General features: G+C 71.4%; 21 protein-coding genes. 12 read left to right on the top strand and 9 right to left on the bottom strand.

Annotation, left to right across the window (positions count from 1 at the left end; translation table 11 throughout):
• Positions 1-15: 15 nt before the first annotated feature.
• The 5 genes from ACFUJ1_RS25075 to ACFUJ1_RS25095 all read right to left on the bottom strand — a co-directional run bounded on the left by ACFUJ1_RS25075 (position 16) and on the right by ACFUJ1_RS25095 (position 5,182).
• Positions 16-801, bottom strand: a complete 786-nt coding sequence (locus ACFUJ1_RS25075; RefSeq protein ID WP_378649343.1) for an ABC transporter permease — start codon at positions 799-801, stop codon at positions 16-18.
• Positions 798-1,730, bottom strand: coding sequence for an ABC transporter ATP-binding protein (locus ACFUJ1_RS25080; protein ID WP_378649345.1), 933 nt, complete (start codon positions 1,728-1,730; stop codon positions 798-800). The genes ACFUJ1_RS25075 and ACFUJ1_RS25080 overlap by 4 nt, the downstream gene beginning before the upstream one ends.
• Complete coding sequence (gene mptB / locus ACFUJ1_RS25085) at positions 1,727-3,403, bottom strand: polyprenol phosphomannose-dependent alpha 1,6 mannosyltransferase MptB (protein ID WP_378649347.1); 1,677 nt, start codon at positions 3,401-3,403, stop codon at positions 1,727-1,729. The genes ACFUJ1_RS25080 and mptB overlap by 4 nt, the downstream gene beginning before the upstream one ends.
• 100 nt (positions 3,404-3,503) lie before the next feature.
• Positions 3,504-4,760, bottom strand: a complete 1,257-nt coding sequence (locus ACFUJ1_RS25090) for an RNA polymerase sigma factor (RefSeq protein ID WP_378649349.1) — start codon at positions 4,758-4,760, stop codon at positions 3,504-3,506.
• Positions 4,760-5,182 (bottom strand): YciI family protein, encoded by a 423-nt coding sequence (locus ACFUJ1_RS25095; protein ID WP_378649351.1) that lies wholly within the window; start codon positions 5,180-5,182, stop codon positions 4,760-4,762. Before ACFUJ1_RS25095 ends, ACFUJ1_RS25090 begins: the two co-directional genes overlap by 1 nt.
• A gap of 253 nt (positions 5,183-5,435) precedes the next feature.
• Here ACFUJ1_RS25095 and ACFUJ1_RS25100 point away from each other — a divergent pair, with 253 nt between their 5' ends.
• The 9 genes from ACFUJ1_RS25100 (at position 5,436) to ACFUJ1_RS25140 (ending at position 12,828) form a co-directional block, all read left to right on the top strand.
• Positions 5,436-6,215 carry a helix-turn-helix transcriptional regulator gene (locus tag ACFUJ1_RS25100; protein WP_378649388.1) on the top strand — a complete coding sequence of 260 codons (780 nt, stop codon included), beginning with the start codon at positions 5,436-5,438 and terminating at the stop codon, positions 6,213-6,215.
• On the top strand, positions 6,212-7,648 hold the full coding sequence (gene sufB / locus ACFUJ1_RS25105; RefSeq protein ID WP_233019241.1) for a Fe-S cluster assembly protein SufB: 1,437 nt from the start codon (positions 6,212-6,214) through the stop codon (positions 7,646-7,648). The genes ACFUJ1_RS25100 and sufB overlap by 4 nt, the downstream gene beginning before the upstream one ends.
• Entirely contained in the window at positions 7,648-8,826 is a 1,179-nt protein-coding gene (sufD, locus tag ACFUJ1_RS25110) for a Fe-S cluster assembly protein SufD (RefSeq protein ID WP_378649353.1), read from the top strand. The genes sufB and sufD overlap by 1 nt, the downstream gene beginning before the upstream one ends.
• A 31-nt stretch (positions 8,827-8,857) precedes the next feature.
• The gene (gene sufC / locus ACFUJ1_RS25115; RefSeq protein WP_233019239.1) at positions 8,858-9,628 is read left to right on the top strand and encodes a Fe-S cluster assembly ATPase SufC; all 771 of its coding nucleotides are present in this window, start codon (positions 8,858-8,860) and stop codon (positions 9,626-9,628) included.
• Between the two features lies 1 nt (position 9,629).
• Positions 9,630-10,886 (top strand): cysteine desulfurase, encoded by a 1,257-nt coding sequence (locus ACFUJ1_RS25120; RefSeq protein WP_378649356.1) that lies wholly within the window; start codon positions 9,630-9,632, stop codon positions 10,884-10,886.
• A 3-nt stretch (positions 10,887-10,889) separates the two neighbouring features.
• A complete protein-coding gene (gene sufU / locus ACFUJ1_RS25125) occupies positions 10,890-11,351 on the top strand; it encodes a Fe-S cluster assembly sulfur transfer protein SufU (RefSeq protein WP_378649358.1) in 462 nt (153 codons plus the stop codon).
• Positions 11,348-11,713: a metal-sulfur cluster assembly factor gene (locus tag ACFUJ1_RS25130; RefSeq protein WP_233019236.1), complete on the top strand. Its 366-nt coding sequence runs from the start codon at positions 11,348-11,350 to the stop codon at positions 11,711-11,713. Before sufU ends, ACFUJ1_RS25130 begins: the two co-directional genes overlap by 4 nt.
• A gap of 110 nt (positions 11,714-11,823) precedes the next feature.
• A complete protein-coding gene (locus tag ACFUJ1_RS25135; RefSeq protein ID WP_378649360.1) occupies positions 11,824-12,264 on the top strand; it encodes a DUF4189 domain-containing protein in 441 nt (146 codons plus the stop codon).
• A gap of 63 nt (positions 12,265-12,327) precedes the next feature.
• Positions 12,328-12,828, top strand: coding sequence for a GNAT family N-acetyltransferase (locus ACFUJ1_RS25140; RefSeq protein ID WP_378649361.1), 501 nt, complete (start codon positions 12,328-12,330; stop codon positions 12,826-12,828).
• A 200-nt stretch (positions 12,829-13,028) separates the two neighbouring features.
• Here ACFUJ1_RS25140 and ACFUJ1_RS25145 read toward each other — a convergent pair whose 3' ends face one another.
• On the bottom strand, positions 13,029-14,396 hold the full coding sequence (locus tag ACFUJ1_RS25145; RefSeq protein ID WP_378649363.1) for an FAD-dependent oxidoreductase: 1,368 nt from the start codon (positions 14,394-14,396) through the stop codon (positions 13,029-13,031).
• Positions 14,397-14,480: 84 nt separating this feature from the next.
• On the opposite strand from ACFUJ1_RS25145, the gene ACFUJ1_RS25150 reads away from it, so the two are divergent.
• Together ACFUJ1_RS25150 and ACFUJ1_RS25155 are read left to right on the top strand one after the other, a co-directional pair.
• Positions 14,481-15,038 (top strand): TetR/AcrR family transcriptional regulator, encoded by a 558-nt coding sequence (locus tag ACFUJ1_RS25150; protein WP_378649365.1) that lies wholly within the window; start codon positions 14,481-14,483, stop codon positions 15,036-15,038.
• A gap of 60 nt (positions 15,039-15,098) precedes the next feature.
• Positions 15,099-15,815, top strand: a complete 717-nt coding sequence (locus ACFUJ1_RS25155) for a siderophore-interacting protein (RefSeq protein WP_378649367.1) — start codon at positions 15,099-15,101, stop codon at positions 15,813-15,815.
• On the opposite strand, the gene ACFUJ1_RS25160 is transcribed toward ACFUJ1_RS25155, so the two are convergent.
• The 3 genes from ACFUJ1_RS25160 to ACFUJ1_RS25170 form a co-directional block, all read right to left on the bottom strand.
• The gene (locus ACFUJ1_RS25160) at positions 15,790-16,404 is read right to left on the bottom strand and encodes a dihydrofolate reductase family protein (RefSeq protein WP_378649369.1); all 615 of its coding nucleotides are present in this window, start codon (positions 16,402-16,404) and stop codon (positions 15,790-15,792) included. The genes ACFUJ1_RS25155 and ACFUJ1_RS25160 overlap by 26 nt on opposite strands.
• A 178-nt stretch (positions 16,405-16,582) precedes the next feature.
• Positions 16,583-18,115, bottom strand: coding sequence for an acyl-CoA synthetase (locus ACFUJ1_RS25165; RefSeq protein WP_378649371.1), 1,533 nt, complete (start codon positions 18,113-18,115; stop codon positions 16,583-16,585).
• 90 nt (positions 18,116-18,205) lie between these two features.
• Positions 18,206-18,889, bottom strand: coding sequence for a hypothetical protein (locus ACFUJ1_RS25170; RefSeq protein ID WP_378649373.1), 684 nt, complete (start codon positions 18,887-18,889; stop codon positions 18,206-18,208).
• Between the two features lie 171 nt (positions 18,890-19,060).
• Here ACFUJ1_RS25170 and ACFUJ1_RS25175 point away from each other — a divergent pair, with 171 nt between their 5' ends.
• Entirely contained in the window at positions 19,061-21,250 is a 2,190-nt protein-coding gene (locus tag ACFUJ1_RS25175; RefSeq protein WP_378649375.1) for a malate synthase G, read from the top strand.
• Positions 21,251-21,288 lie beyond the last annotated feature (38 nt).

Genomic DNA, 21,288 nt, shown 5'->3' on the forward strand with positions numbered 1-21,288 from the left:
CCGCGTCGTTGAGGGCTACTGGAACCGGAACCAGCGCACGGCGGCCGCCCCGCCGACCAGCCCCCACACCGCGAGCACGACCAGCCCGAGCCAGTCCACCGCCCCGCGCATGGCCTCCTCCAGCGCCACCGCGAGCGCACCGGACGGCACCAGCCGGACCAGGGTGTGCACCGCGTCCGGCACCGAGCCCGCGGCGAAGTGCACGCTGGCGATACCGAGCATGACGAACCAGAGGATATTGGCCAGGGCAAGCACGATCTCCGCGCGCAGCGTGCCGCCGAGCAGCAGCCCGAGCGCGGCGAAGGTGGCGGTGCCGAGCGCGATCACCGCGGCCCCGAGCAGCAGCCCGCCCGGCTCCGGCCGCCAGCCGAGCGCCAGCCCGATCGCACCGAGCAGCAGCGCCTGCACGATCACCACGAGCACCACCGCGCCGCTCTTGCCCGCGATGATGCCCCAGCGCGGCAGCGCCGTCGCACCGAGCCGCTTGAGCGCGCCGTAGCGCCGGTCGAAGCCGACCGCGATGGCCTGCCCGGTGAACGCGGTCGACATCACCGCGACCATCATCACGGCGGGCACGATGGTGTCCACCCGCTCGGTGCCGAGGTCGCCGAAGGGCAGCAGCGTGAGCCCGACCAGCAGGGTGATCGGGATGAACATGGTGAGCAGCAGCTGCTCGCCGTTGCGCAGCAGCAGCACCAGCTCCAGCCGGGTCTGCGCGGCGAGCATGGCGGCCCGGCCCGCCGGGCGCGGGTCCGGGGCGAAGGTGCCCGGCGCGAACCGGTTCTCCGAGTCGGCGCTCATCCGCGCAGCTCCCGTCCGGTGAGCTCGAGGAAGACGTCCTCGAGGCGGCGCTGGTCGATCCGGATATCGGTGGCGAGCACGTTCTGCCGCGCGCACCACGCCGTCACGGTGGCCAGCACCTGCGGGTCGATCTCGCCCTCGATGAGGTAGGCGCCCGGCGCGGTCTCGCGTGGCGCGAAGCCCTCCGGTAGCGCCCTGGCCAGCAGTTCGAGGTCGAGCTTCGGGGGCGCGGCGAAGCGCAGCTGGCCGGCGGCGCCGTGCGCGGTGACCTCGGCGGGCGTGCCCTGCGCGACGATCCGGCCGCGGTCGATGATGACCAGCCGGTCGGCCAGCTGCTCGGCCTCGTCCATCAGGTGCGTGGTGAGCACGACGGTCACGCCGTCCCGGCGCAGCGCGGCCACCAGCTCCCAGACGATCAGCCTGGCCTGGGCGTCCAGCCCCGCGGTCGGTTCGTCCAGGAAGACCAGCTCCGGCCGCCCGACCAGCGCGCAGGCCAGCGCCAGCCGCTGCTGCTGCCCGCCGGAGAGCCTGCGGTAGGGGGTGCGCCGGTGCTCGCGCAGCCCGAGCGTGCCGAGCAGCCACTCCGGGTCGAGCGGGTTCGCCGAGTAGGCGGCGATCAGCTCCAGCATCTCGCCCGCCCTGGAACCCGGGTAGGCGCCGCCGCCCTGCAGCATGACGCCGATCCGCGGTCGCAGCGCCTCGGAGTCGGTGATCGGGTCCAGGCCGAGCACCCGCACGCTGCCCGCGTCCGGGCGCAGGAAGCCCTCGCAGATCTCCACCGTGCTGGTCTTGCCCGCGCCGTTCGGCCCGAGCAGCGCGAGCACCTCCGCGCGCCGCACGTCGAAGGTCAGCCCGTCGACCGCGACGGTCTCGCCGTAGCGCTTGACGACGCCGTCGACGCGGAGCGCGAGATCGGAGGCAGCGGTCACGATGTCACACCGTAGGCATCCGCCGGCTGTGACGGAGCCGACACCCCCGTCCGGCGCCAGGGCAGCTGGTTTTTGGTGAGCACGACGAACAGCACGACGACGATCACCCCGGCGACGGCCGCGCCCACGATCTGGAACACCTCGAACTCCGCGCCGCGCGGCATGGCGATCACGCTCACGATCGCCGGAACCACCACCGCGGGGCCGCGGAAGGCGGGCCGGGTGGCCCACGCCGCCAGCGGCACGATGGCCCACAGCAGGTACCAGGGCTGCACCACCGGGAAGAGCAGCACGATGGCGCCGAGCGCGACACCGAGCGCGCCGACCGGGTGCAGCCGCCCGGTATTGGTCGCCACCAGCATGCGCAGCGCGATGAAGGCGGCGCCGAGCGCGGCGATCGGCCTGGTGATGCTGAGCAGCGCGGTGGTGTGGTCGCCGAGCCCGAGCAGCACGCCGCCGAACCCGGTGATCACGCCGAGCGCGGTCGGCAGCGACATCCAGCTGCGCACCGCGCTCGCCGTGTTCAGGGTGTAGAGCCAGCCGAAGCCGAGCCCGCTCACGGCGCTGATCGCCACCGTCGTCACCCCAGCGACCAGGGCCAGTAGCAGCGCGGCCTTGAGCACCGACCACGGCCCCGCGCCCCAGCGCCTGGCCAGCGCCATGCCGACGAAGCCGAGCGCGATGATCGAGGTGAACTTGATGGTGGAGGAGAGCGTGATCGTCACCACCCCGCCGATCAGCAGGGCATAGGTGCGGGCGTCGAAGATCGGCGAGTCCTCGATGGCGCGCAGGCAGAACTCCATCCCGGCCAGCATCAGCCCGAGCATCAGCGCGTCGTTGTGCACCCCGCCGACCAGGTGGAACAGGACCAGCGGGTTGCAGGCGCCGAGCCAGAGCGCGCTCACCGGCGCCACCCCGCAGCGCACCGAGAGCCGCGGCAGAGCCCACACGATGAGCGCCACCCCGGCCAGCGCCAGCGCGCGGTGCGCCCACACCCCGGCGATGATGTTCTCCCCGGTCAGCTCGGCGATGCCGCGCCCGACCCAGAGGAAGAGCGGACCGTACGGGGCCGGGGTGTCGCGCCAGATGGTCGGGACGTTGTTGGTGAGCACGTTGTCGATGCCGAGCCCGGCGACCGGGCCCTCCGAGTACGGGTCGATCCCGCGCCCGGCGATCTCGCTCTGCGCCAGGTACGAGTAGACGTCGTTGCTGAAGAGCGGCGGGGCCACGCTCAGCGGCAGGATCCAGAGCAGCAGCGTGCGGTCCAGCTGCGAGCGGGAGACGCGGTGTCTCGGCGAGCCGCCGAGGCTGCCGATGGCGAAGCGGCCGAGCAGCAGCCAGGCCAGGACCACGATGGCCGAGCCGACCATGCACATGGCGAGCGAGCCGGTGTGCGCGCGGGCGAAGATGCCGAGTACCCGGACCCCGGAGACGGGGTTCTGGTGGACCGGCTGGGCGCCGATGCCGAGCGCGGCGATCGCCATGAGCACGGTGCCGGTGGCGCCGAGCAGGCGGATGCGGTCGAGCTGGCGCAGCTCTTCGCGGTCGAGCCCGGGGACTTCCTTCTCATCGGTGTGCAGCACCGCGATGGTGTGATCGGCGGGCACGTCGAGCCCGAGCGCCCGGCGTCCGAATGCCACAATCCGACGCCGCGCGCCCGTTAGTACCGCCACGGCGGTCAGCCTAGTCGGCGGATCGGTGCGTTCCGGCGGCGTGCTTCGGATGATTTTTCAACGGCTTCGCCTTCGCGTCGGGTCGTTCGGGGTGCGCGCGTCACACTTCCGAAGCGCGGCGGCGGAGTACCTCGCGTTCGCGGGCATTGCCGGTCATGGCGGCGGCCGATTCCAGGGCGGCCCGTGCCTCGGTCGAGCGGCCCAGTCGGGCGAGCAGCTCGCCGCGGGTGGCGGGGAGGAGGTGGTAGCGGTCGAGTTTTCCGCCCGCGTCGAGCGCGTCCAGGATGCGCAGGGCTGCGGCTGGGCCGGTGGCCATGGCGACGGCTGCGGCGCGGTTGAGTTCGACGACCGGGTTGGGGGCGATGCGGCCGAGGGCCTCGTAGAGCAGGACTATGCGCTCCCAGTCGGTGTCTTCCACCGATGCGGCGACGGCGTGGCACTCGGCGATGGCCGCCTGCAGTGCGTACTTGCCGCGGCCGCGGCGGAGGGCGTCGCCCCTGGCGAGCGCGGTCCGGCCGCGGGTGATGCCGCCGCGCTCCCAGCGGGTGCGGTCCTGGTCGGCGAGCAGGACCGGGTCGCCGTTGCGGTCGAGGCGGGCCGGGAAGCGGGCCGCGGTCAGCTCCATGAGGGCGACCAGGCCGTGTGCCTCCGGCTCGTCGGGGACCAGCTCGGCCAGCACCCTGGCCAGGCGTAGCGCCTCGCGGCTCAGTTCGGGGCGCATCCAGTCGGTGCCGCGGCTCGCGGCGTAGCCCTCGTTGAACATGAGGTAGAGGACGGCGAGGACGCCGGTCAGGCGCCGGCCGAACTCGCTGCGCGGCGGCAGCTCGAAGGGGACCTTCGCCGCGGCCAGGGTCTTCTTGGCGCGCACGATGCGCTGCTGCACGGCGGGGGTGGAGATCAGGCACGCGCGGGCGATCTCCTCGCCGGTGAGGCCGCCGACCACGCGCAGCGTCAGCGCCACCTGCGCCTGCCCGGCCAGCACCGGGTGGCAGGAGATGAAGATCAGGCCGAGGATGTCGTCATCGATCCGATCCGGATCCCACGGGGGGCCGGTCCAGTGCTCCTCGTCCGGCTCGCCCTCGCGCAGCTCGGCGCCGAGCACGGTGAGCCGGTCGTCGTGCCGGTCGGCGCGGCGCAGCACGTCGATCGCCTTGCGCCGGGCGACGGTGGTGAGCCAGGCGCCGGGGTTGTCCGGCACGCCGCGCTCCGGCCACTGGACGAGCGCGTCGGCGAGCGCCTCCTGGGCGGCGTCCTCGGCGATGCCGAAGTCGCCGAGCGAGCGGGTCAGGGCCGCCACGATGCGCGCGGATTCCATCCGCCACACCGCGGCGACCCGGCCCTGGACCGTTCCGGTCATCAGGAGTTCTTGGCCTCGGCCTCTGCCCGCCAGACCTTCTCCTTCTCGATCCACTCGTTGTCGGCCGGGAAGTCCTCGACGCCCGCGATCCGGCGCACCTCGAGCTTGTTGCCCTTGCCGAGCGGCGCCTTGCGCGCCCACTCCACGGCCTCGTCGGCGGAGGCGACATCGAGGATCCAGAAGCCGTTGAACAGCTCCTTGGTCTCGCCGTACGGGCCGTCGGTGACCAGCGTCTCCTCGCCGGTGAACTCCACGACGAGGCCTTCGGCGGCGTCGGTCAGGCCGTCGCCGCCCGCCAGCACCCCGGCCTTGATCATGGACTCGTTGAAGGCGCCCATCTCGGCGATGATCTGCTCGAAATCCACCTCGGCGGATGCGGCGAGCGCCTCGTCGGTGGTCCGCATGATCAGCATGTACTTCACGGTTCTGCCTCTCTGTCTCCGGTCGTGGTTCGACCCTCTCACCCACAGCGTCGAACGGCAGCCGGGCAGATCGACACGGACCGCGAAATATTTTCGCGATGTGGCGTTCGTCGCATCCCGGGGCTCGAAAAGCGGGCGAATCGGGCGATTCACCACCCTAATGGCAGGTCCGCTCGGAGCGGCGATGCGGCAGCTCAGGGCACCCTTATTAGATTTCGGGAAGTAATTCCGCCACACTTGTGTTGTGAAAACCGTGGATTTGCGGGACGAGGACGACGGAACCGGCCGCCCGGCCGGCGCCGCGCCCGCCGCTGTCCCGGTCGAGGGGCAGACCCGCGCCGCCATCGTGCAGCTGCTGCTGGAGGAGGGGCCGATCACGGCCACCGCCGTCGGCAGCCGGCTCGGCCTCAGCCCCGCGGGCGTGCGCAGGCACCTGGACGCGCTGATCGAGTCCGGTCAGGCCAGGGCAGGCCGCTCGGCGCCCTGGCAGCAGCGCGGCCGCGGCCGCCCGGCCAAGCAGTTCCAGCTCACCGCGGCCGGCCGCGGCCGGATGGGGCACGCCTACGACGACCTGGCCGGGGCCGCCATGCGCAGGCTCCGTACGCTCGGCGGCCAGCAGGCCATCCAGGATTTCGCGCGTGATCGGGTCGAGGCCATCGTCGGCGAGGTCGAGCCGCTGGCGCACGACGACCGGCGCGATGCCGGTGAGATCGCGGAGAAGGCCGACGAGATCGCGGGCGCCTTCGCGGGCGCCGGCTTCGCGGCGACGACCAGGAAGGTCGGCGCCGGTGTTCAGATCTGCCAGCACCACTGCCCGGTCGCGCACGTCGCCGAGGAGTTCCCCGAGCTGTGCGAGGCCGAGCTGGCGGCCTTCCGTGAGCTGCTCGGCACCCACGTGCAGCGCCTGGCGACCATCGCCAACGGCGACTGCGCCTGCACCACGCACGTCCCGCTCTTCGTACGCGCACCGAAAGCCACCGCTGCACAGCCCGCGGCGGTCACTACCGAGAACTCCGGAAGGAGTGCCGAATGACGACGACCACCGATCCGGTTCAGCCGCTATCCCAGGAAGAGACCATCGCGTCCCTGGGGACCTACGGCTACGGCTGGTCCGATTCGGATGCGGCGGGCGCTGCCGCGCAGCGCGGCCTCTCCGAAGCCGTCGTGCGCGACATCTCGGACAAGAAGAGCGAGCCGGAGTGGATGCTCGACGTGCGCCTCAAGGCGCTGCGCATCTTCGACCGCAAGCCCATGCCGAACTGGGGCTCCAACCTCGACGGCATCGACTTCGACAACATCAAGTACTTCGTGCGCTCCACCGAGAAGCAGGCCGCCTCCTGGGAGGACCTGCCGGAGGACATCAAGAACACCTACGACCGGCTCGGCATCCCGGAGGCGGAGAAGCAGCGGCTCGTGTCCGGCGTCGCCGCGCAGTACGAGTCCGAGGTGGTCTACCACCAGATCCGCGAGGACCTGGAGCAGCAGGGCGTCATCTTCCTCGACACCGACAGCGGCCTGCGCGAGCACCCGGAGATCTTCCAGGAGTACTTCGGCTCGGTCATCCCGGCGGGCGACAACAAGTTCTCCGCGCTGAACACCGCGGTGTGGTCCGGCGGCTCCTTCATCTACGTGCCGCCCGGCGTGCAGGTGGACATCCCGCTGCAGGCCTACTTCCGGATCAACACCGAGAACATGGGGCAGTTCGAGCGCACCCTGATCATCGTCGACGAGGGCGCCTACGTGCACTACGTCGAGGGCTGCACCGCGCCGATCTACAAGTCCGACTCGCTGCACTCCGCGGTGGTCGAGATCGTGGTGAAGAAGGGCGGCCGCTGCCGCTACACCACCATCCAGAACTGGTCGAACAACGTCTACAACCTGGTCACCAAGCGGGCCAAGGCGGAGGCGGGCGCGACCATGGAGTGGGTCGACGGCAATATCGGCTCCAAGGTCACCATGAAGTACCCGGCGGTCTGGATGACCGGCGAGCACGCCAGGGGCGAGGTGCTCTCCATCGCCTTCGCCGGTGAGGGCCAGCACCAGGACACCGGCGCGAAGATGCTGCACCTGGCGCCGCACACCTCGTCGAACATCATCTCGAAGTCGGTGGCGCGCGGCGGCGGGCGGGCCTCGTACCGCGGCCTGGTCCAGGTGAACAAGGGCGCCTACGGCTCGAAGTCCACGGTGAAGTGCGACGCGCTGCTCGTCGACACGGTGAGCCGCTCGGACACCTACCCCTACGTCGACATCCGCGAGGACGACGTCACCATGGGCCACGAGGCGACCGTCTCCAAGGTCTCCGACGACCAGCTGTTCTACCTGATGAGCCGCGGCCTCACCGAGGACGAGGCGATGGCGATGGTGGTGCGCGGCTTCGTCGAGCCGATCGCCAGGGAGCTCCCCATGGAGTACGCGCTGGAGCTGAACCGGCTGATCGAGCTGCAGATGGAAGGGGCGGTCGGCTGATGGCGGTCGAGAACGTGGCCGCGGCGGCCGAGGCGCGGGTACCCGCGATCAACAAGGGCGAGGTCTTCACCTCGTTCGATGTCAACGCGTTCGAGGTGCCCTCCGGGCGCGACGAGGCGTGGCGGTTCACCCCGGTGCGCCGGTTGCGCGGGCTGCACGACGGCACCGCGACCAGGGACGGCAGCGCGACCGTCGAGGTGACGCCGGTCGACGGCGTCACCATCGAGACCGTCGGCCGCGACGACGCCCGCCTCGGCGCGGCGGGCACTCCCGCCGATCGCGTCGCCGCGCAGGCCTACTCGGGCTTCGAGCAGGCCACCGTGCTCTCGGTCGGCGCGGAGGTCGAGGTCGCCGACCCCGTCACCGTGACGATCACCGGCCCCGGCGCGGGCCGCACCGCGTACGGCCACCTCCAGGTGCGGCTCGGCAACTTCGCCGCCGTCACCGTCGTCATCGACCTGCGCGGCAGCGGAACCTACGCGGAGAACGTGGAATTCGTGCTCGGCGACAGCGCCCGGCTCACCGTGGTCGCGGTGCAGGACTGGGCCGACGACGCCGTGCACGTCACCGCGCACCACGCGCTGCTCGGCCGGGACGCCACGCTCCGGCACACCGCCGTCACCCTCGGCGGCGAGCTGGTGCGGCTCACCGGCACCGTGCGCTACGCGGGCCCCGGGGGCGACGCCGAGCTGCTCGGGCTGTACTTCGCCGACGCGGGCCAGCACTTCGAGCAGCGGCTGCTCATCGATCACTCGGTGCCGAACTGCAAGTCGAACGTGATGTACAAGGGCGCGCTGCAGGGTGATCCGGACTCGCCGAAGGGCGACGCCCGCACCGTGTGGGTCGGCGACGTGCTCATCCGCGCCGCGGCCGAGGGCACCGACACCTTCGAGCTGAACCGCAACCTGGTGCTCACCGACGGCGCGCGCGCCGACTCGGTGCCGAACCTGGAGATCGAGACCGGCGAGATCGTCGGCGCCGGGCATGCCTCGGCCACCGGCCGCTTCGACGACGAGCAGCTCTTCTACCTGCGCGCCCGCGGCATCCCGGAGGACGTCGCCCGCCGCCTGGTGGTCCGCGGCTTCTTCCACGAGATCATCCAGAAGATCGCGGTCCCCGAGGTGCGGGAGCGGCTGGAGGCGGCCATCGAGGCCGAGCTCGCCGCCATCGGCGCCTGACACCCGAATCCACAGCCCCGAAGGACATTCGATGACCACCCTGGAAATCAAGGACCTGCACGCCGCGATCACGACCCCCGAGGGCGAGACCAAGGAGATCCTCAAGGGCGTGAACCTCACCGTGAAGTCCGGTGAGACGCACGCCATCATGGGCCCGAACGGCTCCGGCAAGTCCACCCTCTCCTACGCCATCGCCGGTCACCCCAGGTACACCGTGACCTCCGGCTCGATCACCCTCGACGGCGAGGACCTGCTTGCCATGTCGGTGGACGAGCGCGCCCGCGCCGGGCTCTTCCTCGCCATGCAGTACCCGGTCGAGGTGCCCGGTGTCTCCACCTCGAACTTCCTGCGCACCGCCGTCACCGCCGTCCGCGGCGAGGCGCCGAAGCTGCGGCACTGGGTCAAGGAGGTGAAGGAGTCGATGAACGAGCTGGAGATCGACGCCGCCTTCGCCGAGCGCAGCGTGAACGAGGGCTTCTCCGGCGGCGAGAAGAAGCGGCACGAGATCCTGCAGCTCGGGCTGCTGAAGCCGAAGATCGCCATCCTGGACGAGACCGACTCCGGCCTCGACGTGGACGCGCTGCGCATCGTCTCCGACGGCGTCAACCGCTACCAGCAGCAGGAGAACGGCGGGGTCCTGCTGATCACGCACTACACCCGCATCCTGCGCTACATCCAGCCGGAGTTCGTGCACGTCTTCGTCGGCGGCCGGATCGTCGCCGAGGGCGGCGCCGAGCTCGCCGACGAGCTGGACGCGAACGGCTACGTCCGCTTCACCCAGACCGCGACCGCCGGAGCCTGATATGACCGCAGCACCCGAGCGCGTTCTCGACGTGGCTCGGATCCGGGCCGACTTCCCGATCCTGAGCCGCACGGTGCGCGACGGTAAACCGCTGGTGTACCTGGATTCCGGGGCCACGTCGCAGCGCCCGGTGGCGGTACTCGACGCCGAGCGCGAGTTCCTCGTCACCAGCAACTCGGCGGTGCACCGGGGCGCGCACCAGCTGGCCGAGGAGGCCACCGACGCCTACGAGGGCGCGCGCGCCGACATCGCGCGCTTCGTCGGCGTCGACGCGGGCGAGATCGTGTTCACCAAGAACGCGACCGAGTCGCTGAACCTGGTCACCTACGCCTTCGCCGACGACCGCTTCCCGTACCACGTCGGGCCGGGCGACGAGATCGTCGTGACCGAGCTGGAACACCACGCGAACCTCGTGCCGTGGCAGGAGCTCGCGCGCCGCACGGGTGCCACCTTGAAGTGGTACGGGGTGACCGAGGACGGCCGGATCGACCTGGATTCGCTGGAGCTGTCGCCCGCCACCAAGGTGGTCGCCTTCACCCACCAGTCCAACGTCACCGGTGCCGTGGCGCCGGTCGAGGAGCTGGTGCGGCGGGCGAAGGCCGTCGGTGCGCTGGTGGTGCTCGACGCCTGCCAGTCGGTGCCGCACGCGCCGGTCGACTTCCGTGCGCTCGGCGTGGATTACGCCGCCTTCTCCGGGCACAAGATGCTCGGACCCTCCGGCGTCGGCGTGCTCTTCGGGCGCCGCGCGCTGCTCGAGGAGACCCCGCCCTTCATCACCGGCGGCTCGATGATCGAGACCGTCACCATGGAGCGCAGCACCTACGCCCCGCCGCCGCAGCGCTTCGAGGCCGGGGTGCCGATGACCTCGCAGGTGGTCGGGCTCGGCGCGGCCGTGCGGTACCTGGAGGCGATCGGCATGGACGTCGTCGCCGCGCACGAGCACGCGCTGGTCGACGCCGCGCTGGCCGGGCTCTCCGGAATCGATGGCGTGCGGATCGTCGGGCCCGCCGAGAACGTGGAGCGCGGCGGCGCGGTCGCGTTCGTGGTGGACGGCATCCACGCGCACGACGTCGGGCAGATCCTGGACGACCAGGGCGTCGCCATCCGGGTCGGGCACCACTGCGCCTGGCCGCTGCACCGGCGCTTCGGCGTCGCGGCGACGGCCCGCGCCTCGTTCGCGGTCTACAACACCCTGGACGAGGTGGACGCGCTGGTGGCGGCGGTGCGGAAGGCTCGCGAGTTCTTCGGGGTTGCCTAGATCATGCGCATGGAGCAGATGTACCAGGAAGTGATCCTGGACCACTACAAGCACCCGCACCACCGCGGGCTGCGCGAGCCGTACGGCGCCGAGGTGCACCACGTCAACCCGACCTGCGGTGACGAGGTGACGCTCCGGGTCGCCATCGACGACGCGGGCGAGGTCGCCGACGTCTCCTACGACGGCCAGGGCTGCTCGATCAGCCAGGCCAGCACCTCGGTCCTCACCGACCAGGTGATCGGGCTGCCGGTGCAGCAGGCGATGAAGGTGGTCGACTCGTTCAGCGAGATGATCTCCAGCCGTGGCACCGTGGAGGGCGACGAGGACGTGATCGGCGACGGCATCGCCTTCGCCGGGGTCGCCAAGTACCCCGCCCGCGTCAAGTGCGCCCTGCTGGGCTGGATGGCGTTCAAGGACGCGGTGGTGCGCATCGAGGATCAGCGATCGAAGGGAAGCGGGTCATGACGGAGACACCCGAGACCACCGCGCCGGAGGCCGAGCTCTCGGCCGAGGACGCCAAACTGCTCGAGGACCTCGAGGAGGCGATGCGCGACGTCGTCGACCCCGAACTCGGCATCAATGTCGTCGATCTCGGGCTGGTCTACGGCTTCACGGTGGAGGAGGACGTCGCCGTGCTGGACATGACGCTGACCTCCGCCGCCTGCCCGCTCACCGACGTGATCGAGGACCAGGCGCGCAACGCGCTCGTGCGCAGCGGGCTGGTCGAGGATCTGAAGATCAATTGGGTCTGGATCCCGCCGTGGGGGCCGGACAAGATCACCGACGACGGCCGCGAGCAGCTGCGCGCGCTCGGCTTCACCGTCTGACCGAAGGTTCTGTGCGGCAGGAAATTCCGCCGCTGGACAACCGGGAGCACCGCGAGGATGATTCTCGCGGTGCTCCTCGTCGGTGAGGGGCTGAGCTGGAGGTTCGTCCCGTGTCCCTGCCGCAGCTGTCCCGGTCGGTCGCCGGAGTCGTCGCCACGACGGCGGCGCTGCTCGGCGCCGGGGTATCCGCCCCGGCCGCCGCGGTACCGCCGAAGGGGCTCTACTACGGCACGGTCTCGCTCTCCGAGTCCACCGGGGTGGTCGTCATCACCACCGACCATCGGAGCTATGTCGCCGCCGACGCCGAGGCGATCAAGAACTGCGGCGTCTACGACTGCCGGATCGTGCTGCAGTACGCCGACAGCTGCGCCGCCGTCGCGCGCGGCGCGGACGGGCGGTTCGGCTGGGCCGCGGCGCCGTCTCGGCCCGAGGCGGAGTCCGCGGCCATCGCCGGGTTGGGCGAGACCGCCCCGCCGTTCCCCGATCTCGGCAGTGCGTCGCCGCGCCCGGCGGTGCTCACCACCTCCGCCTGCACCCGCAACGCGCTCTGACCCGACCCGCCGGGAAGGGGGGTCGGTTTGCTTGAACGTCGCTCGGCTGCCGATCATGGTTCCGTGCTGGTTTCCGATGGTGTGATCGCCCTGCGCCCGATCGCGGTGGCCGATGTCCCGGCCCACCTCGCCGGAGCGGACCCCGCGCTGATCCGGCTCTGGCCGGACCTCGGCGCCGATGAACCGGCGACCGAGCGCTTCGCGGACAGCGCCGCCGCCTGGGAAACCGGCGGCCCGGCCCGGCTCTTCGCGGTCACCGAGTTCCCGGCGGCCGAGCTCATCGGGCTGCTCGACATCCGGCTCGCGCGGCCCTATCTGGACAAGGGGCAGGCCAGCATCGAGTACGCCGTGTACCCCGAGCGTCGCCGCCGCGGCCTCGCCACCCGCGCCGTCATCCTCGGCTGCCGGTACCTGGCCGCGCTCGGCACGGTCGAGGAGGCGGTGATCCGGGTGGACCCGGGGCACACCTCCTCGGTCGGCGTCGCCCGCCGGGCCCGCTTCCGCTACAGCCACAGTGCCACCGATGGGGACGATCGGGTGGACTGGTACCTCCAGGCCATCTGAATCCCGCTCCGTGCGGGTAGCGCCGTGGGGAGCGCACCGGCTGTGGTGCGCCGGTCGCGCGCGGCGGGGGCCTCCGGCCGTGGCCGCCCCCTCCGGACTCCGTCGCCGACGTCCGCGACCCGCCGCCGGAGAGCTCGACGGCCGCGGTGCCCAGGTGCGCCGCGGTGCGCGCGATCCGGGCGAGCCCGGCCACGGCCCGCTCAGGCCATCCGCGCGGTGAGGGCGCGGGTGATGCCGCCGCCCGCCGTGCGCAGCGCGGACTCGAACAGCGCGCTCGCGTTGGCGGCGCCGATGCGGGCGAGCAGCTCCGGTGTGAGCAGCGAGGACGGCCGCTCGACCAGCCCGATCACCTGGAAGAGCGCCGCGGCGACCCGCGGATCCCGCTCCGCCGCCACCAGGATGGGATCCAGCGCCGCGACCGCGGCCCGCGCCACCGGCCCCTCCGGCGTCACGTGCGGCATGGCCCCGTCGGCCGCGACCGTGAGCTGCCAGGCGTGGTCGATCTCCGGCCGCACCGCCCGGTAGAAGCGGCGCGCCAGATCGCGGGTGCCGCCGCCGAGCACCGTGCGCAGCACCGCCATCTGGATCGCCGCCACCGTCATCCCCTGCCCGTACACCGGGCTGAAGCTGCACAGCGTGTCGCCGGTGACCAGCAGCCCGTCCGGGAAGGACGGCAGCCGCTCGTACCGGCGGCGCAGGTTCGCCCGGTACCGGAACGAGGCCGACGGATCGGGGTACTCGGCCCTGGCCAGCGCGTCGACGACGTCGTCCGGCGCGAACTGCGCCGCGTAGGAGGCGAAGCCGGCGGTGTCGGCCGGTGGCTTCTCGCCGCCGAACCCGATCAGCGTCACGATGTGCCGCCCGCCCTCCACCGCGAAGATCGCCAGCGCCCGCGGCGGCGCCGTCCGCACCCCGGCGGTGATGCTCAGCTCCCCGGCCAGCGCCCCGGCGGGCAGCCGGGCGAACGCACTGGTGTAAACGATCTCGATCGGCGTGCCCTCCTCGGCAGGCCGCGCGTACCCGAACCGCTCCAGCCAGGAGTTCACCGCGCTGCCGCGCCCCATGGACGCCACCACCAGATCGGCGTCCAGCCTGCGATCACCTTCGCTGTCCCGCACCAGCACCCCGGTGACCCGCCCGCGCCGCGGATCGTGCGAGAGGTCGAGCGCCGCGACCCCGTCCCTGATCTGCACCCCCGGCAGCGCCGCCACCCGCGCCCGCACGTGATGCTCCAGATGTGGCCTGCTCGCCTGCAGCGCCACGTGCCCGGTCACCGCGCGGGCCAGCTGATGCCCCGCCACCGCGAACCGCACCTGCTCCAGCGCCGCGCACTCCACCGCTCCGGAGTCCACCAGCTCCGCGCGCAGCCCGGGAAAGAACTCCTCCAGCAGCGCCGCGCCGCGCGGGAGCAGCCCGTGCACGTGCCTGCCCTGCGGCACGCCGCGCCGCGCCCGCGGCTCGTCCGGCAGGTGGTCGCGCTCCAGCACCGTCACCCGGTCGTAGTGCTCGGAGAGCACCCGCGCGGCCAGCAGCCCGCCCATTCCCGCACCGAGCACGATCGCGTGCATGCCGGACCTCCGAATCGCCGAACTGAGACCGACCGACCATAGAGTCTCATATGGTGTGGCGGCAAGGCCCGGCATAATGGCCGCGTGACCCGGAATGCCGAGCTCCTGGAGGAGACCGCCCTGGAGATGATGGGCGAGATCGGTCTCGACGCGCTCACCCTCGCCGCCGTCGCGCAGCGCGCGGGCGTCTCCCGCGCGACGGCGTACCGCGAGTTCGGCGACAAGAACGGCATGATCGGCGCCGTCGCCCGCGCCGAGGTCGGGGCGATGATCGCGCTCGGCTACCGCGAGGTCGACCTCTTCGCCCCGCTCCCGGAGGTCGTGCACGCCGCCGTCCGCTTCGCCCTCACCCACCTGCGCGGCCACCCGGTGATCCGCCGGGTCCGCGACCACGAACCCCGCTGGTTGCTCGATGCCGCCATCGCGCACGGGGATTCGGCAGGCACCCTGGTCGAGACGGTGAGCGCCTTCGTCACCCCGATCGTCGGCGCCCGCCCGGACGCCACCGACCTCGCGGTGCCGCCGGAGCAGGCCGCCGAGATCATCGTCCGCATCGTGCTCTCGCACATCCTGGTCCCGCGCAGCGGGCTCTCCGACGACGCGATCGCCGCCACCGCCGTGCGCGCGGTGTTGCGCGGGTGACGCGCCGCCGATGCGGCAATGGTGTTCTCCGAACACCGATGGTTAGGCTAACCTGACTTTATGAGCAAGGGTCTCGAAGGCCTCATGATGAAGGCCTACCGTGCGGACAACTACAAGCTGACCGTCACCTCGGTCCGCGCCATCACCGACAAGTACATCCGGGTCGGGTTCACCGGGGGTGGCCTGCTCGCCGACTACCCGGTGCATCCGACCCAGTGGATCCGGATCTGGTTCGACGACGGCAAGGGCAACTACCGCCAGCGCGGCTACACCCTGGTCGACCAGGACGCCGAGAACGACACCTTCGACGTCGAGTTCGCGCTGCACCACGGCCCCGCCTCGATCTGGGCGGAGAACGCGCAGGTGGGGGAGGTGCTGGAGGCGTCGGCGATGAAGAATATCGGCGCATCCAACTTCACGATCCCGGACCCGGTGCCCGCCGAGTTCGTGATCTTCGGCGACACCGCCTCGCTGCCCGCAGTGAACTCGCTGCTGCGCGCGCTCGGCGACACGCCCGCGCGGGTGTGGCTGGAGTGGCAGTACGAATCCGACCTGACGCTTCCGGTGCACGCGGGCCCGCAGCACGAGGTCACCTGGGTACAGCGGGTGGACGACGGCAGGCTGTTGCGCGAGGCCGCCGAGGGGGTCAGCCTGAAGCCGGGCACCTTCGGCTGGGTTGCGTGCGACGGCCGCACCACGCGCTCGATCGTCAAGACGCTCAAGACCAAGCACGGGCTCGCCAAGGAGTCGATCAAGTTCCAGGCGTACTGGAAGTGATCCGCTCGTAGACGAGGTGGCAGGCATTGCGGGAGGGCCGGACCTCCCGCTGCCGGTAGTGGCGGCGGGTGCCGGGCCGGAAGAGCGGGGTGCCGACGCCGAGCACCAGCGGAGCCAGGTGCAGCCGTAGTTCGTCCACCAGGCCGGCCTCCAGCGCGCGGCCGATCAGCTCACCGCCGCCCATGAGCACCACCGCGCCGTCCCCGGCGATCGTTGCGGCCCGGTCGATCGCCGACGGCAGCGAGTCCGTGAAGGTGACGCGCAGGCCGAGTTCCCGCACCAGCCTGCTCTCGGCCGGGGCCGAGCGCGTGACCACGAAGAACGGCGGCGTGCCCGCCTCCTGTGCGCCGTAACCCATTTCGGCTGTCCAGCCGCCGGCGCCGTCGACCACGTCGTAGAGTCCGCGGCCCATGATCACCGCGCCGCTCATGGCGGTGGCGTCGCGCAGGATGTCGCTGTCCACTTCGTCTCGCTCGCTCACCCAGGCGTGCAGTTCTTCGGCATCGCCGAGTCCGCGGCCGGGGCCCGCGCCCGCTCCGGTCACGTAGCCGTCCAGGGACATGGTGATGTCGGCGATCACGGTCGTCATGGCGGTTCCTCCTCGATCCGGTTGTCAGTACCGACGGCCCGGGGAGCGCCGATTCATCGGCCGCCGTTCATTTGCCGGGAGAGGGGCAGTGGTCTTCGCCGCCGAACAGGTCGGGGGATCGCATTCCTCGCGAGGACCTGCGCAGCGGAACCCGGTGGGTCGGCCGCGCCCTGTCCGATCACACGTATCTGGCGCGCAACTTCCCCTTGACCAGCTTCCCGGTGGGCGTGCGCGGCAGATCGTCGGAGAAGTCGACGGTGCGCGGCACCTTGTAGTGCGCGATCCGCTCCCGCAGGTAACCGCGCAGCTCCTCGGCGAGCTCGGGACCGGGCTCGGCACCGGATGCGGGCTGTACGACGGCGAGCACCGATTCGCCCATCTCCTCGTCCGGCACCCCGATCACCGCCACGTCGAGCACCTTCGGGTGCAGCGCCAGCGCGTCCTCCACCTCCTGCGGGTAGATGTTCACGCCACCGGAGATGATCATGAACGCCTTGCGGTCGGTGAGGAAGAGGAAGCCGTCGTCGTCCAGATAGCCGATATCGCCGGTGGTGGTCCAGGCCGGATGCGCGGGGTGCACCGCCTCGGCGGTCTTGGCCGGATCGTTGTGGTAGGCGAAGGGCAGCTCGTCGCGCTCGAAGTAGACGGTGCCGATCTCGCCGACCGGCAGCTCGGCGCCGTCGTCACCGCAGATCCGGATGGTGCCGAGCCCGGCGGTGCCCACCGACCCCGGCTTGCGCAGCCATTGCTCGCTGTCGATGAAGGTGGCGCCGTTGGCCTCGGTGGAGGCGTAGTACTCGAACAGGATCGGGCCCCACCACTCGATCATCGCCCGCTTGACCTCGACCGGGCACGGCGCCGCCGCGTGCACCGCCACCCGCAGGCCGGAGACGTCGTACTTCGCCCGGATCGCCGCGTCCAGCTTGAGCATGCGCACGAACATGGTCGGCACCCACTGGCTGTGCGTCACCCGGAACCGCTCGATCGCGGCCAGCGCCTGCTCGGGGTCGAACCTCCGCATGACGACCAGCGTCCCGCCGAGCGCGTGCACCACGCCGCCGAAGCGCAGCGGCGCCGCGTGGTAGAGCGGTGCGGGGGAGAGATAGACGGTGTCGCTGTCGAAGCCGTACAGCGGGCCGAAGATGGCGGTGTAGGTGTCGCCGGGGGCATCGCCGACCTGCCGCTCCGGCAGCGGCTGCCGAATGCCCTTCGGCCGCCCCGTCGTGCCGGACGAGTACAGCATGTCCGCCCCGCGCGGCTCGTCCGCCCGCGGCTCCGCCGACGCGGCCGCCAGCGCCCCCTCGTACGACCCGAACCCCGCGACCTCCCCGCCGAACGCCAACCGCAGCTCCACCTCGGGCGTCTGCGGCAGCACCTCCGCCGCGACCTCGGCCAGCTCCGCCGATGCGATCAGCGCCCGCGCTCCGCAGTCGTTCACGATGTAGGCGATCTCGGGCGCCGACAGGTGCCGGTTCACCGCCGTGATGTAAAGCCCGGATCGCAGCGCGGCCCAGTACACCTCGTACACCTTCGGGTCGTTCCCGGAGAGCAGTGCGAGGTGGTCACCGCGCCGCAGCCCGGCCTCGTGCAGGTGCCGCGCGAGCCGCACCGAGTTCTCCTCCAGCTGCCGATAGGTGAGCGTCTCCCCGGTTTCGGCCACCACCACCGCGGCCTTGTCCGGAAAGCGGTCGACGTGTGCGCCGGGGTACATGCGGCTCCTCGGGGGTGGGCGGAAGGTGTGCTGTACTGAGCGGAGAATAACGGAAAGTGAACCGGTATTCCGGTGTTTGTGCGGGAATTCCTACCGCTCGAGCAGCCGCGAGACGCCGTTGTCCGCCGCCGCGGTCCACCGCTCCGGATCGTCCGGATCCACCCACAGCCGGATCCGGTCGCCGACGGCGAGCGGCCGCGCCGGAACCTGCTGCGCGGGCAGCGTGAGTATCCGGTCCCCGTACTCGACGGTGATCCGGGTGAGCTTCGGGTTCGGGGTTGGCCGGAACCGGCCGAGCCCGTCGTCGGTGATCACCGCCTCGACCTCCCTTCCGGTGGCGCGGAGCTCACTGCGCCGCTCCCGGCGCCTGCGGCCGCGCAGGTGGACGAGGAGCGCCGCGCCACCGGCGACCGCGCCGACGGCGGCGGGCAGCGCCGCGAACGCCGAACCGTCGACCAGCAGCACCAGGGCCGCGGCGAACGCGGCCGCGGCGCCGAGTTCGAGCGGCCCGAGCACCCGCCCCGGTTGCGTGCCGACGGCGGCGTGCATCCGCCACACGCTGGTCAGCAGCAAGGCGGGGAAGATGATCCAGATCCCGGCGAGCAGCGCCGCGATCCAGATCGGCCGGTCACCGACCACGGTGGCGCCGTGCGCGGCGAGCGCGGCGGCGAGGACCGCGGCCACCAGGACGGCGGCCTGCAGCGGGGGAGCGGGGGCCCGGCGCCGCGCGGCGGCCATCCGGTCGCGCGGGGCCGGGTTCAACGATGCGTGCACCGCTACAGAGTGCCCACCGCGTGCTCCAGCCGCCCAGCTCACCGATAATGTTCCGATCAGTACATTAATTCGGCGCTGACTAGTATCAGGGGGCGTGACCCCGGCGCGGCTTTACCGACGGGTAACATGACAGCGACTTTTCCATCGGCCTTCTCGGAAGCGAGGCAGTAGATGACAGAGCGGGTTCAGGTCGGCGGACTCCAGGTGGCAGGCGTTCTCCACGCGTTCATCGAGAACGAGGCCCTGCCGGGAACCGGCGTGGATTCCGCCGCGTTCTGGGCCGGCGCCGAACGGGTGATCACCGAGTTCGCGCCGCGCAACCGCGCACTGCTGGCCGAGCGGGACGAGATCCAGGGCAAGCTGGACGCCTGGCACAGCGAGCACCCCGGCGCCAACTACGACAGGGCCGCCTACAAGCAGTTCCTCACCGAGATCGGGTACCTGCGCCCCGAGCCCGCCGATTTCGAGGCGACCACCGCGAACGTGGACGACGAGATCGCCGTTACCGCGGGCCCGCAGCTGGTGGTCCCGGTGAGCAACGCGCGCTTCGCGATCAATGCCGCGAACGCCCGCTGGGGCTCGCTCTACGACGCGCTCTACGGCACCGACGCCATCCCGGAGACGGGCGGCGCCGAGAAGGGCTCCGGCTACAACCGGGTCCGCGGCGACAAGGTGATCGAGTGGGCGCGCAACTTCCTGGACGACTCGGTCACCCTGATCACCGGCTCGCACATCGGCTCCACCTCGTACCGGATCGTGGACGGCGAGCTCGAGGTCGGGCTGGAGGACGGCACCGAGATCGGCCTGGCCGACGCCGCGCAGCTGGTCGGCTATCTCGGCACCCCGGAGGCGCCGACCTCGATCCTGCTGAAGCACAACGGCCTGCACATCGAGATCCAGATCGACCCGGAGTCGCCGATCGGCAGCACCGACACCGCGGGGATCAAGGACGTGGTGCTGGAGTCCGCGGTCACCACGATCATGGACTTCGAGGATTCGGTCGCGGCGGTCGACGCCGAGGACAAGACGCTCTGCTACCACAACTGGCTCGGCCTGATGAAGGGCGATCTCGCCGAAGAGGTCAGCAAGGGCGGCAAGAGCTTCACCCGCACCATGAACCCGGACCGCGTCTACACCGCGCTGGACGGCTCCGAGCTCACCCTGCACGGCCGCTCGCTGCTCTTCGTGCGCAACGTCGGCCACCTCATGACCTCCGACGCCATCCTCGACCCCGAGGGCAACGAGGTGCCCGAGGGCATCCTGGACGGCCTGATCACCTCGCTCATCGCCAAGCACGCGCTGCGCGCCGACGCCGCGCTGAAGAACAGCCGCACCGGCTCGGTCTACATCGTGAAGCCGAAGATGCACGGCCCGGACGAGGTCGCCTTCACCAACGACCTCTTCGCCGCCATCGAGGACGTGCTCGGCCTGGCGCGCAACACCCTCAAGGTCGGCATCATGGACGAGGAGCGCCGCACCACGGTGAACCTCAAGGCCGCCATCCAGGCCGCCGCCGCCCGCGTGGTCTTCATCAACACCGGCTTCCTCGACCGCACCGGCGACGAGATCCACACCTCCATGGAGGCCGGGCCGATGGTCCGCAAGGCCGACATGAAGACGCAGCAGTGGATCCTGTCCTACGAGGACTGGAACGTCGACACCGGCCTCGCCGTCGGGCTGCGCGGCCGCGCGCAGATCGGCAAGGGCATGTGGGCCATGCCGGACCTCATGCGCGACATGCTCACGCAGAAGATCGGCCACCCGAAGGCGGGCGCCAACACCGCGTGGGTGCCCTCGCCCACCGCCGCCACCCTGCACGCCACCCACTACCACCTGGTGGACGTGCTCGCCAGGCAGAAGGAGCTGGTCAAGGGCGGCCGCCGCGCCGACGTCGACCAGATCCTGCGGATCCCGCTGGCCGCCGAGCCGAACTGGAGCGACGAGGAGAAGCGCCAGGAGCTGGACAACAACTCGCAGTCCATCCTCGGCTACGTGGTGCGCTGGATCGACCACGGCGTCGGCTGCTCCAAGGTGCCCGACATCAAGGACGTCGCGCTGATGGAGGACCGCGCCACCCTGCGCATCTCCAGCCAGCTCATGGCGAACTGGCTGCGGCACGGCATCGTCACCGAGGACGAGGTCGTCGCCAGCCTGGAGCGGATGGCGCCCGTCGTCGACCGGCAGAACGAGAACGACCCCACCTACCGCCCGCTGGCCCCCGACTTCGCGGGCAGCGTCGCCTTCCAGGCGGCCAAGGAGCTCATCCTCGAGGGGACGAAGCAGCCCAACGGGTACACCGAGCCGATCCTGCACCGGCGCCGCCGCGAGGCGAAGGCGCTGGCCGCCAAGAACGGCAGCTAGTTCTCCGCGAACGCCCCCGGCCGGAATCCGGCCGGGGG

It is taken from the genome of Nocardia sp. NPDC057227, assembly GCF_042669725.1.
Taxonomy (GTDB): domain Bacteria; phylum Actinomycetota; class Actinomycetes; order Mycobacteriales; family Mycobacteriaceae; genus Nocardia; species Nocardia asteroides_A.